The organism is Bradyrhizobium sp. USDA 4541 (assembly GCF_024171085.1).
Taxonomy (GTDB): domain Bacteria; phylum Pseudomonadota; class Alphaproteobacteria; order Rhizobiales; family Xanthobacteraceae; genus Bradyrhizobium; species Bradyrhizobium australafricanum.
In genome coordinates this window covers 1173268-1186343 of record NZ_JALJZF010000001.1, presented here as the reverse complement: position 1 = coordinate 1186343, position 13076 = coordinate 1173268, and the positions used below count along the sequence as shown (strand labels likewise).

The window sequence follows — 13076 nt, the reverse complement described above, 5'->3', positions numbered from 1 at the left end:
ATCCGTCGTCCCGGCCAAGCCAACGGGTTGGCGCGAAGCGCCGCCCGATGACAGGCTCCGCGCGAGCCGGGGCCTATAACCACCGATGCTAGTCTTGCGAAGGCTGGGGCCCCAGCTTTCGCTAGCAACACACATCGGTGGTTATGGGTCCCTGCTTTCGCAGGGACGACGAATTACTTGTGGCTTGCACCTGCTCTCGATGGCAGCAAGTTCAAACTTGGAAACCGGAGACAGTCATGGTTTCTCTGATCAAGCCAGGCGCAAGTCTGCTGCAGGTCGACGGTCCCGTGATCGAGACCGCGCGGCTCATCCTGCGCCCGTGGCGCGCATCCGATGTCGCTGAGAACACGAAAATGCTGTCCGATCCCGAGACGGCGCGCTTCATTACGCCGGATCACCAGCCGGTCACGTCTGAGCTGAAGGGCTGGCGCAATGCCGCCGTCATCTCGGGCCACTGGGCGCTGCACGGCTTCGGCATGTTCGCGGTGGACGAGAAATCTTCCAGCCGCTACATCGGCCGCGTTGGCCCGTATTATCCGCCGGAATGGCCCGGCTTCGAGGTCGGCTGGGGCATCGCCAAAGAGCATCGCGGCAAGGGCTATGCGGTGGAAGCGGCGCGTGCCGCGATCGACTTTGTGTTCGCGAACTTCACGGTCGACCGCATTATCCATTGCATCGATCCGGCCAACGCAGCTTCCCAGGCCGTGGCGCGGCGGCTAGGTGCCGTGAATGAGGGGCCGAGCCAGCTCGAGGGTGATGTCGTCGATATCTGGGTGACGTCGCGTCAACGCTGGCAGCGCGAGCCATCTTGAAAAACCACGTCCGACCGACGATTGTTCGGCGATGACATCGGCTGCTTCACATTGGCCTGCACTTGAACTCTGCCTGCGCAGCGCCAGCGTGGCGCTGCTGCTGGTGCTTGCCGCCTTGCTGCTGACTGATTTTCGTAAGGCGCTTTCCGGGCGCCTTGCAGCCGCCTTCGCGCTCGGTTCGGCCGCGCATGCGGTGACCGCGTCGATCGGTGCCGGGCCGCCGGTCTCGGACTGGCATGCGCCACTGATCGCGCTCTCGACCGGCGATATCGTGGTGTTCTGGCTGTTCACGCGCGCGCTGTTCGATGACGCGTTTCAGCTGCGCTGGTGGCACGGCCTGATCTGGGCCGCGGTCGTGGCCTACAGCTTCGTCAGTTGCATGTGGATTGCACCCGCCGGTCACGCGCGGATCGCGATCACCATGGTCAATTCGCTCACGCTCGTCTTCGTTGCGCTCGCGGTGGCGCAAACCATCGGATCGTGGTCGGCGGACCTGGTCGAGCGCCGCCGACGTGTCCGCGTCTTCATCGTCGCCGCCTCTGCGCTGTACGGCGGAATGAACGCGCTGCTGCAGATTGCCTATGCCGGCAGCCGCGTAACCGTGGAATGGGCCAACCTGGTGAACGCGGCCGTGCTCACCGCCATCGTGGCCGCAATCACCTGGGCGATGGTGCGCGTCGACGGCGCCGACCTGTTCACGGTGCCGGCGGAGGCCGTCGTGCCGACGAAGCCGGCCGCGGCCGAGGAGGCGGCCGACCGCAAGCTGGTCGATGCCCTGATGCGGCTGATGGCGGACGAGCGGATCTACCGCCATGACAACGTCACCATCGGCGCGCTGGCGACCCGGTTGAAAATCCCCGAATATCGTCTCCGACGGCTGATCAACCAGCGGCTCGGCTACCGCAACTTCAATGTCTTCTTGAACAACCACCGGATCGAGGAGGCCAAGGCGGCGCTCGCCGATCCCTCCCAAGCCGAAGTCCCGGTCATCACCATCGCCATGGACGCCGGCTTCCAGTCGCTCGGCCCCTTCAACCGCGCCTTCAAGGCGACGACCGGCGTGACCCCGACAGAGTACCGGAAGCTGAAGGCAAGCGCGGTGTAGATGTCCTGCTTGCGGCGGATACCGCTGCACCCTCTCCCCTTGTGGGAGAGGGTGGATTCGATGCGGTAGCATCGAAGCCGGGTGAGGGGTTTGTCTCCTCGGATAGAGAGAGACCCCTCATCCGTCGCGGACTTCGTCCGCGCCACCTAAGAGGCGTCGCGATTACAGGCCCTTGTAATCGCTGTAGAATTCCAGAATCGACCAGTCGCCTCCAATCCTCGACCAGCCCGATTTCCAAATCCGGCGAGCGCTCTCCCGTCCCCGGCGGCCCGATCCGGCCACGCGCCCGTTGCGCCATGCCGGAGGATCCCGTGACCCGTCGAAAGCTCTTTCTCATTCTCGCCGCCACCACCGCCTTCGGTGCGTTGGCGCTGTCCGCCGCCCGCGCCCGCGATGTGCCTGAGGTCGCGACCGGCTTTGTCGCCAACGTGATCTGCTCGGAGACCTTCGTCAGCGGGCTCGACCCCAGGCGAAACCTGACCGAGACCACTGACGCGATGCCGGGGGCCGGCCTGATCACTTGGGCGATGGACACCGAGGTCGACCTCGACCGCAAGGACGTCACCGTGACGCTGTTCGGGCTTGGCCGCAGCCATGCGGTCTATCGCGAGGGCATGGGCTGCACGCTCGAACATGACGAGACGCTGGGCGAGACTGCGTTGCCGCCTTTGAGGCCGCAGGCCGCGCTGCTGCCCGAGATCGCCGGCCCCGCGCTCGTCGCGCCGCAAACCCCGCAGCTTGCGGCTGCGCTCGACCGCGCCTTTGCCGAGCCGGCCGAGCCGCCGTTCCGCCGCACCCGCGCTGTCGTCGTGATGAAGGACGGCCGCATCGTCGCCGAGCGCTACGCCGCCGGCGTTGGCACCGACACGCCGCTGCTCGGTTTCTCCGCGACCAAATCGGTGATCTCGGCGCTGATCGGAATCCTGGTGCGCGAGGGCAGGCTGACGCGCGACCAGCCGGTCCCAATCGCGGCCTGGCGGAATCCTGACGATCCGCGCCACGCGATCACGGTCGACGAGCTGTTGCGCCACACCGCGGGCCTCGCACTCGGCAGTTCGCTGCAGGCGTCGCTGGCATCCGTGCTCGAGCCGGTCAACCGCATGAAGTTCATGGAATCGGATATGGCCGCCTTCGCCGAGAGCGCTCCGCTGGAGAGCGCGCCCGGCCGGGTCTGGAACTATCACGACGGCAACTACCTGATCCTCTCGCACCTGATCCGCAACGCCGCCGGCGGGCATGCGACTGATGTGATGCGCTTCGCGCGTGAGGAGCTGTTCGGACCGCTCGGCATGCGCAATGTCGTGATGCAGTTCGATGCTGCGGGCACGCCGGAAGGATCGGGCGCGATGATGGCGAGCGCGCGCGACTGGGCGCGCTTGGGTCAGCTCTATCTCAATGACGGCGTGGCCGGCGGCAAGCGTATCCTGCCCGAGGGCTGGGTGAAATACTCGGCATCGCCGACGCCGAATGCCTGGGTCGGCTATGGCGCGGGCTTCTGGACCAATCTCGGCGACAGCTTTGGCGCTCGCTTCCGTGTCGAGCACGGCTGGCCGCGCGATGCCTTCTTCGCCAAGGGCACGATCGGGCAATATGTGATTATCGTGCCGTCGCAGCACCTCGTCATCGTCCGCCTCGGCCGCTCGCCGAACATGCCGCCCGAGGCGGACGGCGTGTTCGATCTGGTCCGTGACGTCGTCACAGCGACGTCCGCAAGTGCGCGGCTCGCGGGCGGCAATTGACCGGCATGTCACACAACACCCTCGCGATCGTGAATTGAATCTCGGCCTCCGGAATTTTCTGATGCTGTGGCGCATCTCGCGAGGAGGCGCGCCATAGTTTCTTGAAGCACGCGTCAACCGGAGACCATCATGCCGAAAGCCTACTGGATCGTGCACGTCACGGTTCACGATGAAGCCCGCTATCCCGAATATCTCGCCGCCGCGATGCCGGTATTCGCCAGATACGGCGCCAATTTCATCGTGCGCAACGGCCCCTATGAGGTGATGGAAGGCGCAACGCGCCAGCGCAACTTCGTCATCGAGTTCAGGGATCGCGCCACTGCGATGGAATGTTACACCTGCCCTGAATATCAGGCCGCGAAGGCGGTCCGGCAGAAATACTCGGAGGGGGATTTTGTGATTATCGATGGAGCGGAGTAGGACGCGCCGTCATTCCAGGGCATGCGAAGCATGAGCCCGGAATCCATTTCGCCACGCGGGCGATGACACCGCGCTGTTTGACTTCTTGAATTACGACGCATCCCCGCCGTCGTCGTCCCGGCGAAGGCCGGGACCCATTACCCCAAATGAGACTTGTTGCGCGACGCTGGGGCCACGATCCCCTTCATGATCAAATGCGGTGGTTATCGGTCCTGGCTTTCGCCAGGACGACAGCTGTGGGCGTGGCGTGCAGCCTGCGCCTCGACGGCCTGCTTACTGCCTTCCCAGCTGCGTCGCCTTCTCCACGCGATCGAAGCGCTCCAGCGTCAGGATGGCGTCGGCGAGCTGGTCGGCGCGCTTGTCGAGCACCGGGCGGGCCAGCGTCAGGAACTTCTGCTGCATCGCCTTTGCATCGGGGAACGAGGTCGGCTCGCCGGAGGGATCGGCATAGAGGCGCTCATGGGTGCCGTCATCTGTCGTGATCGAGACGCGGGCGCCGAACGGATGGGTGCGGCCGACCTCGAGCCGGTCGTCCTGCACCACGTCGAACTTGTCGGCGAGCGCGTCGATGGCCTTGTCGCCCAGCCGGTCGTAGTCGTCCCAGCCGAAATGGCCCTGGTCGAGCGCGATCGCGCCGGTGAAGAACATCGAGAACTGGCCGCCGACCACCGAGGTCGGGTGGCGCTTGGTGGCGGCGTCGCCGGTCAGCGTGATGCCGTTGCGGTGCAGACCGATCTCGACCTTCCTGATCTGGTCCGGCGTCAGGTTGTGCTCGCGCCGCATCGCGATCAGCGCGTCGATCGCGGCGTGGGTGTAGCGGCAGCTCGGATACGGCTTCACGCCGATCTTCAGCGTCTCGTAGGTGTGGCCCAAGTCCGCCACCGCCTTGTCCGGATGCGCATCGTCGCTGTAGCCGACCAGCAGGCCGTGCTTGCCTTCGACCGACTCGCTCGAGCCGATGAAGTCGTTGCGCGCCAGGGTCGCGGCGATCACGCCGTTCATCGCGGCGGCACCGACCTGGTAGCGCTTGTTCCAGGCGCCGTTGACCAAAAATTGCAGCGAGCCCGCGGCCTGGCTGCCGGAGACGCCGAACGCGGAAACGATCTGCTCCTTCGACAGGCCGAACAGCTTGGCCGCCGCCGCGGCAGCGCCATAGGTGCCGGCGGTCGCGGTCGGATGGAAGCCGCGGGCGTAATGCGAGGTCGGGTCGAGTGCGTTGCCGAGCCGGCAGCACACTTCATAGCCGGCGACGATCGCGGTCAGCACGTCGCGGCCGGAGGCGCCGACCATCTCGCCGACCGCAAACGCGGCGGGCACCACCGGTGCGCTCGGATGCAGCGAGGAATCGGCATGGGTGTCGTCGAAGTCGAGCGAATGGCCGAGCGCGCCGTTGAGCAGCGCCGCGACCGCCGGGGTCCAGGTCTTGGTGTCGCCGAATACGGTGGCCTCGCCCTTGCCGTCGAGCGCCAGCGCCTCCAGCATCTTCATCAGCGACGGCGTCGATTCCGCATCGCGCCGGGCGCGGATGGTGCTGCCGAGGAAATCCAGCGTCAAAACCTTGGCGCGCTCCAGCACCTCCGGCGGAATGTCGGAATATTTCAGGTCGGCGACATAGGCGGCGAGCGTTGCGGTTTCGTGGGCCATCGTGTTTCCTCAATTTTGCGGCGCAGGGTAGGCGGGCAGGTCAGGCCTTTCAAGCCACCTTGCCGCCGCGGGCAGCTGCCATGCTCCAGATCGGTTAGCTTCAGGTCGGTTAGCTTCAAGTCATGTAACACGGGCCTTTCCTTTGATTGCGGATCACGGTGCATGAGGACCTTCGCAAAACGCATGTTCGACCAGCTCTGGGCTCGCAAGACGCAGCTGGCGCTGGCGGTCCGGATCGCGTCCGCCGGCGTGGCGGCCTATACCATCGCGCTGGCGCTCAACCTGATGCTGCCGCTCTGGGCGGTGCTGACCTCGCTGATCGTGACCCAGATGAGCGTCGGCCGCTCGCTGAAGGCCAGCCGCGACTACATGCTCGGCACTATCGGCGGCGCCGTCTATGGCGGCGCGATCGCGGTGTTGATCCCGCATTCCGGCGAGGGCAGCCTGCTGGCGCTGCTGGTGCTGGCGATCGTGCCGCTGGCCTTCATCGCCGCGCTCAATCCGAGTCTGAACTCTGCGACCGTGACGGCAGTGATCGTGCTGCTGCTGCCGACGATGCATCACTCCAACCCGCTGGATTCCGCGATCGACCGCGTCCTCGAGGTGACGGTCGGCGCGCTCACCGGGCTTTTGATCTCGTTCCTGGTGCTGCCGTCGCGCGCGGTCAGTCAGATCAGGGTCAATGCATCGAACCTGCTGGAGCTGCTGTCGGCGGCGTTCGCCGAATTGCTCGCCGGCCTGACCCGCGGCCTCGACAACGACGCGCTGCACCGGATCCAGGACGGCATCGGCACCGCGGTGAGCAATCTGCACGCGACCGGCCTCGAGGCCGAGCGCGAGCGCTCGATGCATCTGTCGTCGGGACCGGACACCGGCCCGTTGCTGCGGACCATCCAGCGGCTGCGGCACGACGTCGTGATGATCGGGCGGGCCTGCGTGGTGCCGCTGCCGGCCGATATCCAGGCGAGGCTGGCGCGGCCATTGGCCGACGTCAGCAAGGCGATCGTGACTTACATGGTGGCGGTCGCGACCGCTCTGCGCGCCGGCAGCGGCCCGGCCGACATGGCGCCGGTCGATGCGGCGTTGCATGCCTATAGCGAGGAGGTCGCCGCGGTCCGCAGGGATGGCCTGATCCGCGGCCTGCCGGTCGATGCCGCCGAGCGCTTCTACGCGCTCGGCTTCTCGCTCGACCAGATGCGGCAGAATCTCAATGACCTCAAGCGCTGCCACGGCAATTGGTGCACCAACGCCGACGCCTCCGAGAAGATCGTCGCCGACACGCCGGAGAAGAGCGCGGCTTGAGATCGAGTACTACTTCAGCGTCCGGCCTTGCGCAGCATCGCGGGCACGATCAGGCGATGGAACGGCAGGATCACCGCGAGATAGGCGCGCCCGAACCAGTTGTGGGTGAGCACCAGCGTGGTCGCGGTAATGCTGCGCACAGCTCCCGCGGAGGCGACGTCGACGACGAGCCGGAAGTCGAGATGCTTGTCGTTGAAGCCCGCGACCAGCCGCTCCGGCGTCTCGCTGACCACCGGAAAGATCCCGATCATGTCGCGTGTCGCGCCGTCGGCTGCGCCTGAGGTTTTCAGGCCAAGCGGCGCGACGATGAAATTACGCAGGGCAAGCAGCCATTCGATCCAGCGCGGCTGCCGCGCCACCATCGCCTCGGCGGCGTGCCGCGCATCGAGGTCGGGGCGCGCGGTCGCGATGCGGAACGCGTCGACGAACTGCGCGCCGGCGAGCAGCGCGGCGGAATCCACGTTCGGCGTGACCTCGTCGACCCTCATTTGCCCAGTCTGCGTGCCAGCAGGCGGAAACGCAAGACAAGGAGGGTCGCATAGACCGCCGTCCCGAGCGACAGCCCGATCCAGACACCGGCGGCGTCGAGCTTGACCCAGAAGGCGAGCGCTGAGGCCGACGCGAAGCCGATCAGCCAATAGCTGATGACGGCAAACAGCAGCGGCACCTGGGTGTCGTTCATGCCGCGCAGCGCGCCCGCGGTGGTGGTCTGGATGCCGTCGGCGATGAAGAAGGTCGCGCCAATCAACAGTAGCGCCGCGGTGAGCTGCGCGGTGGTATCGGAGGCCTCGCCGAGGAACAGCGCCGCGATCTCGAAGCGGGCCAGGATCACCGCGAACGTCATGATGCTCATGAAGATGCCGCTGAGCGCGATCGCGACAAAGCCGGCGCGCTGCACCGCGTCGGTATCGCGGCGGCCGACGGCCTGGCCGACCCGCACGGTAGCGGCCATGCTGACGCCGAACGGCACCATGAACAGGATCGCCGCGATCTGCAGCGCGATCTGGTGCGCGGCCAGCGCCGTGGTGCTGATCAGCCCCATGAGCAGGCCGGCCGCACCGAACAGGCCGTACTCCAGCAAGAAGGCGATCGAGATCGGCGCGCCGACGGCGACCAGCTTGCCCATCAGCGGCCAGTCGATGCGCCAGACGCGGCTGAATACGTGGTACTTGCGGAACGGGCGGCGGCGCGCCGCGAACCACACGCCGGCAAGGAAGGTGCCGAGATTGACGATCGTGGTCGCAAGCCCGGCGCCGAACATGCCGAGTTCGGGCATGCCCCATTTGCCGTAGAGCAACAGGTAGACCATCAGCGCATTGGCCGGGATCGCCGCGAGCGTGATCCACAGCACGGGCTCCGGCCGGTTCACCGCGCTCATGAAGCCGCGGAGTGCGATGAACCACAGCGCCGGCAGGATGCCCCAGGCGAGACCGAACAGATATTGCTGCGCCAGATGCGCGGTGGCCTGGGTCTGGCCGAGCATAAGCAGGATGCGCTCGCCCTGGAACGGCAGCGCCATCAGCGGCAGCACCATGAAGAAGCCGGCCCACAGGCCGACGCGGAGCGCGCGCCGCATCACGCGCGGGTTGCGCGCGCCGAACGCCTGCGCGGCCAGGGGCGAGACCGCCGACATCATGCCCATGCCAATGGTGAAGCTGACGAAATACACGGTGTGCGCCAGCGCCGCGGCGGCGACGTTTTCGCTGCCGAGCCGGCCGATGAAGGCGAGATCGGTCGTCATCATCGCGATCTGCCCGAGCTGCGTCAGCGCGAGCGGCACCGCGAGCTTCAGCGTTTCCGCGAGCTCGGCCGTGAACAGGTTGCGAGGGACGACAACGGCCGCGTTCGGCGCGGCCGGGTCGATCTTGTCGATGCAGGTCATGACGGCACGCTTAGCACGGCAAACCGGCCGGAAGGATGGCCAAGCTGCCGCAGGGAATCACGATCGCGCGGGAATCCGCCTGATCTTGGCGCCGAGGGCGTTGAGCCGCTCATCGATCCGCTCATAGCCGCGCTCGATCTGGTCGGCGTTGTTGATTGTGGAGGTGCCCTCGGCACACACCGCGGCCAGCAGCATCGCCATACCGGCCCGGATGTCGGGCGAGTTCATCGGCGCGCCGCGCAGCCGGCTGGGGCCGGCGACGATCGCGCGGTGCGGGTCGCACAGCACGATGCGGCCACCCATCGCGATCAGGTTGTCGACGAAGAACATCCGGGATTCGAACATCTTCTCGTGCATCAGGATGACACCGTCGCACTGTGTCGCGGTGACGATCGCGATCGACATCAGGTCGGCCGGGAAGGCCGGCCAGGGCTGGTCCTCAAGCTTCGGCACATGGCCGCCGAAATCGTCCTGGATCTTCATGGTCTGGCCGGACGGTACGACGAGGTCGTCGCCCTCGACGCCGCAGACGATGCCGAGCCGCTCAAAACCCATCCGGATCGAGCGCAGATGCTCGACGCCGGCGCGCGCGATGCGCAGCGGCGAGCGGGTCACCGCGGCGAGCCCGATCAACGATCCGACCTCGATATGGTCGGGCTGGATCGCGAAAGTCGTGCTGCCGAGCGTTGTCGGCCCGTGCACGATGATGGTGTTGGTGCCGACGCCTTCGATCCTGGCGCCGAGCGCGATCAGGAAATTGGCGAGGTCCTGCACATGCGGCTCGGAGGCCGCGTTGCGCAGATAGGTGGTGCCGCGGGCGGCGACCGCGGCGACCAGCGCGTTCTCCGTCGCGGTGACGCTGGGCTCGTCGAGGAACACGTCGGCGCCCTTCAGCCGCGTGGCGCGGAATTCGAGCCGGTGCGTCGCGGTGACGGTGGCGCCGAGCTGCTCGAAGGCCAGGAAGTGCGTGTCGAGCCGCCGGCGGCCGATCACGTCGCCGCCGGGCGGCGGCAGCGCGACCTCGCCGCAGCGGGCGAGCAGCGGGCCTGCGAGCAGGATCGAGGCGCGGATGCGCGCGCACAGCGCCGGATCGAGATCGGCGGCGCGGATCTCCCTGGCATGAATCTGCAGCGTGTTGCGCTCGGTCCATTCGGCGGTGGCGCCGACCGAGCGGCACAATTCGACCAGCGTTTCGGTGTCGCGGATGCGCGGCACGTTGGTCAGCGTGACCGGGTGCTCGGTGAGCAGTGCCGCGGCGATGATCGGCAGCGCGGAGTTCTTGTTGCCCGACGGCTCGATGGTGCCCGAAAGGCGGCGGCCGCCTTCGACGATGTATTGGATCGGCGGCACGCGGAATGTCCCCTAACGCATCATTCAGACTGGGCCATTGGAAATTCCGCAACGGAATCAACGGCCGTCCGGCACCGTAACACAACTGGCGGCGCAGCTTCCACACGAAAGGTAGCGCCGCGACGGCGCCGAAAAGCGCACACCCGCTTGGCCGTGCGCGGAACCTAGATGTCGATGGTTGCGCTGAGCGAATTGTCCTGGATGAACTCACGGCGCGGCTCGACCACGTCGCCCATCAGCTTGGTGAAGATATCGTCGGCCTCGTCGACCTCCTTGATCTTCACCTGCAGCAGCGAGCGCGCCTCGGTGTCCAGCGTGGTCTCCCAGAGCTGCTCCGGGTTCATCTCGCCGAGACCTTTGTAGCGCTGCAGCGAGATGCCCTTGCGGGCGGCGTCGGTCACGGCCTCGAACAGGTCGATCGGGCCGTGGATGATCTGCTCGGCATCCTTGCGCCGCAGCTTGCCCGCGCGCACGTAGATCTCTTGCAGTTCGGTCGCATACTCATCGAGCTTGCGGGCGTCGGCCGAGCCGAGAAAGGCGTCGTCGATCACGGCGAATTCCCTGACCCCGCGCACGGTGCGCTCGAACTGGAACCCCTGGCCCTCCGTGAAGGTGCCGATCCAGCCGCGCTCGACTTCTTCGGCCACGGCGTCCAGCCGCTTGGCGATGTATTCGGCCGCCGAATTGGCGGTGGCGATGTCGCCGGTGATCCTGGGATTGAGCACGCCCGCGATCGCGGCCTGCTCGATGACGGCGCGATTATAGCGGCTGTGCAGGTTGCGCAACACCGAGCGGATCACCCGGGCGTCCTCGACCAGCGACAGCAGATCACGGCCCGAGCGGTCGTCGCCGGAGGCCGGCTTGAAGACGCATTCGTCGAGCCCGGTCGAGATCAGGTAGTCCTCGAGGGCGCGCTCGTCCTTCAGGTATTGCTCGGACTTGCCGCGCGAGACCTTATAGAGCGGCGGCTGGGCGATATAGAGATAACCGCCATCGATGATCGAGCGCATCTGACGATAGAAGAAGGTCAGCAGCAGGGTGCGGATGTGGGCGCCGTCGACGTCGGCGTCGGTCATCACGATGATCTTGTGATAGCGCAGCTTGTCGACCGAGAAATCGTCACTGATGCCGGTGCCGAGCGCAGTGATCAGCGTGCCGATCTGCTCGGACGACAGCATCTTGTCGGGACGGACGCGCTCGACATTGAGGATCTTGCCGCGCAGCGGCAGCACCGCCTGGAATTCGCGGTTACGGCCCTGCTTGGCGCTGCCGCCTGCCGAGTCGCCCTCGACGATGAACAGTTCGGATTTGGCCGGGTCCTTCTCCTGGCAGTCGGCGAGCTTGCCGGGCAGCGAGGAGACGCTGAGCGGATTCTTGCGGGTCAGCTCGCGGGCCTTGCGCGCAGCCTCGCGGGCCGCGGCGGCCTGGATCACCTTGCCGACGATCTCCTTGGCTTCCTTCGGATTCTCCTCGAACCAGGCGGCCAGTGCCTCGTTCAGGACGTTCTCGACCACCGGTCGAACCTCCGAGGACACCAGCTTGTCCTTGGTCTGCGACGAGAATTTCGGATCGGGCACCTTCACCGACAGCACCGCGGTGAGGCCTTCGCGGCAATCGTCGCCGGTCAGCGCGATCTTTTCCTTCTTCGCATTGGCCTCGGCATAGCCGTTGACCTGGCGCGTCAGCGCGCCGCGGAAGCCGGCCAGATGGGTGCCGCCGTCGCGCTGCGGGATGTTGTTGGTGAAGCACAGCACGTTCTCGTGGTAGCTGTCGTTCCACCACAGCGCCGCCTCGACGCCGATGCCGTTGGCTTCCGAACGCACCATGATCGGTGCCGGCACGATCGCCTTCTTGTTGCGGTCGAGATATTTGACGAATTCCTCGACGCCGCCGGAATAGTGCATCTCCTCGCGCTTCTCGACCGCGTGACGCATGTCGGAGAGCACGATGTTGACGCCGGAATTGAGGAAGGCGAGCTCGCGCAGCCGGTGCTCGAGCGTCGCGAAATCATACTCGATGTTCTTGAAGGTCTCGACCGAGGCGAGGAAGGTGACCTCGGTGCCGCGCTTGCCTGGGGCATCGCCGACCACTTTGAGCGGCGCCACGGCATCGCCGTGCGCGAATTCGATGTAGTGCTCCTTGTCGTCGCGCCAGATCCGCAGCGCGAGCTTGCTGGAGAGCGCGTTGACGACGGAGACGCCGACGCCGTGCAGGCCGCCGGAAACCTTGTAGGAGTTCTGGTCGAATTTTCCGCCGGCGTGCAGTTGGGTCATGATGACCTCGGCTGCCGAGACGCCCTCTTCCTTGTGGATGCCGACCGGTATGCCGCGTCCGTCGTCGTACACGGTGACGGAATTGTCGGCGTTGAGGGTGACCAGGACGCGGCTGGCGTGGCCCGCCAGCGCCTCGTCGATCGCATTGTCGACGACCTCGTAGACCATGTGGTGCAGGCCGGAACCGTCGTCGGTGTCGCCGATATACATGCCGGGGCGCTTGCGGACGGCGTCGAGGCCCTTCAGCACCCGGATCGATTCCGCGCCATATTCGGCCGGAACGGGATGCTCAGATTCGGCAGGGGTCTGCCGGGCAGGTTCAGTCATGTGAGGCCTTCGAGGATATCCGAATCAGCCGCGCAATATGAGGCGCTGATTCCGCTATTTGTGCCATGAAAGAGGGGTTGCGCCTAGCGCAAAGTCTCCATCTACAAACTATTGAATAAATAGGATTTTTTAGGCCTGTTTCAAGGCTTTCAAAGGCGGATTCCGAGGGCTTTGAAAAGCCCGATTCGGTGGCGGATTCGGAGCCCCTATCGAGGCCGATTC

Annotated in this window: 10 protein-coding genes; 5 read left to right on the top strand and 5 right to left on the bottom strand. The window is 66.1% G+C overall.

Going from position 1 to position 13076, the window contains the following annotated elements; all coding sequences use genetic code 11:
- The first annotated feature begins 236 nt into the window (after positions 1-236).
- From J2R80_RS05590 to J2R80_RS05575, 4 genes are all read left to right on the top strand, one after another.
- The gene (locus tag J2R80_RS05590) at positions 237-812 is read left to right on the top strand and encodes a GNAT family N-acetyltransferase (RefSeq protein ID WP_253638155.1); all 576 of its coding nucleotides are present in this window, start codon (positions 237-239) and stop codon (positions 810-812) included.
- 31 nt (positions 813-843) lie between these two features.
- Complete coding sequence (locus tag J2R80_RS05585; RefSeq protein WP_253638154.1) at positions 844-1917, top strand: helix-turn-helix domain-containing protein; 1074 nt, start codon at positions 844-846, stop codon at positions 1915-1917.
- Between the two features lie 311 nt (positions 1918-2228).
- A complete protein-coding gene (locus J2R80_RS05580; protein ID WP_253638153.1) occupies positions 2229-3656 on the top strand; it encodes a serine hydrolase in 1428 nt (475 codons plus the stop codon).
- 129 nt (positions 3657-3785) lie between these two features.
- Positions 3786-4076 (top strand): DUF1330 domain-containing protein, encoded by a 291-nt coding sequence (locus tag J2R80_RS05575; RefSeq protein WP_253638152.1) that lies wholly within the window; start codon positions 3786-3788, stop codon positions 4074-4076.
- A 273-nt stretch (positions 4077-4349) separates the two neighbouring features.
- Here the strand turns inward: J2R80_RS05575 and J2R80_RS05570 are convergent, their stop codons facing one another.
- Positions 4350-5720 carry an MmgE/PrpD family protein gene (locus J2R80_RS05570; RefSeq protein ID WP_057015325.1) on the bottom strand — a complete coding sequence of 457 codons (1371 nt, stop codon included), beginning with the start codon at positions 5718-5720 and terminating at the stop codon, positions 4350-4352.
- Between the two features lie 162 nt (positions 5721-5882).
- Here J2R80_RS05570 and J2R80_RS05565 point away from each other — a divergent pair, with 162 nt between their 5' ends.
- Complete coding sequence (locus J2R80_RS05565) at positions 5883-7022, top strand: aromatic acid exporter family protein (protein WP_253638151.1); 1140 nt, start codon at positions 5883-5885, stop codon at positions 7020-7022.
- A gap of 14 nt (positions 7023-7036) precedes the next feature.
- Here J2R80_RS05565 and J2R80_RS05560 read toward each other — a convergent pair whose 3' ends face one another.
- From J2R80_RS05560 to gyrB, 4 genes are all read right to left on the bottom strand, one after another.
- Entirely contained in the window at positions 7037-7510 is a 474-nt protein-coding gene (locus tag J2R80_RS05560) for a DUF2867 domain-containing protein (protein WP_076824534.1), read from the bottom strand.
- Positions 7507-8904, bottom strand: a complete 1398-nt coding sequence (locus J2R80_RS05555; protein WP_057015328.1) for an MATE family efflux transporter — start codon at positions 8902-8904, stop codon at positions 7507-7509. Before J2R80_RS05555 ends, J2R80_RS05560 begins: the two co-directional genes overlap by 4 nt.
- Before the next feature lie 57 nt (positions 8905-8961).
- Positions 8962-10254, bottom strand: coding sequence for a UDP-N-acetylglucosamine 1-carboxyvinyltransferase (gene murA, locus J2R80_RS05550; RefSeq protein WP_168856623.1), 1293 nt, complete (start codon positions 10252-10254; stop codon positions 8962-8964).
- 164 nt (positions 10255-10418) lie between these two features.
- Positions 10419-12854, bottom strand: a complete 2436-nt coding sequence (gyrB, locus tag J2R80_RS05545; RefSeq protein ID WP_018269243.1) for a DNA topoisomerase (ATP-hydrolyzing) subunit B — start codon at positions 12852-12854, stop codon at positions 10419-10421.
- Positions 12855-13076 lie beyond the last annotated feature (222 nt).

What these genes read in the sequence shown, in the direction of transcription:
- J2R80_RS05590 (WP_253638155.1), top strand. Translation starts at nt 237, where the DNA reads ATGGTTTCTCTGATCAAGCCAGGCGCAAGTCTGCTGCAGGTCGACGGT.
- J2R80_RS05585 (WP_253638154.1), top strand. Translation starts at nt 844, where the DNA reads ATGACATCGGCTGCTTCACATTGGCCTGCACTTGAACTCTGCCTGCGC.
- J2R80_RS05575 (WP_253638152.1), top strand. Translation starts at nt 3,786, where the DNA reads ATGCCGAAAGCCTACTGGATCGTGCACGTCACGGTTCACGATGAAGCC.
- J2R80_RS05570 (WP_057015325.1), bottom strand. Translation starts at nt 5,720, where the DNA reads ATGGCCCACGAAACCGCAACGCTCGCCGCCTATGTCGCCGACCTGAAA.
- J2R80_RS05565 (WP_253638151.1), top strand. Translation starts at nt 5,883, where the DNA reads ATGAGGACCTTCGCAAAACGCATGTTCGACCAGCTCTGGGCTCGCAAG.
- J2R80_RS05560 (WP_076824534.1), bottom strand. Translation starts at nt 7,510, where the DNA reads ATGAGGGTCGACGAGGTCACGCCGAACGTGGATTCCGCCGCGCTGCTC.
- J2R80_RS05555 (WP_057015328.1), bottom strand. Translation starts at nt 8,904, where the DNA reads ATGACCTGCATCGACAAGATCGACCCGGCCGCGCCGAACGCGGCCGTT.
- gyrB (WP_018269243.1), bottom strand. Translation starts at nt 12,854, where the DNA reads ATGACTGAACCTGCCCGGCAGACCCCTGCCGAATCTGAGCATCCCGTT.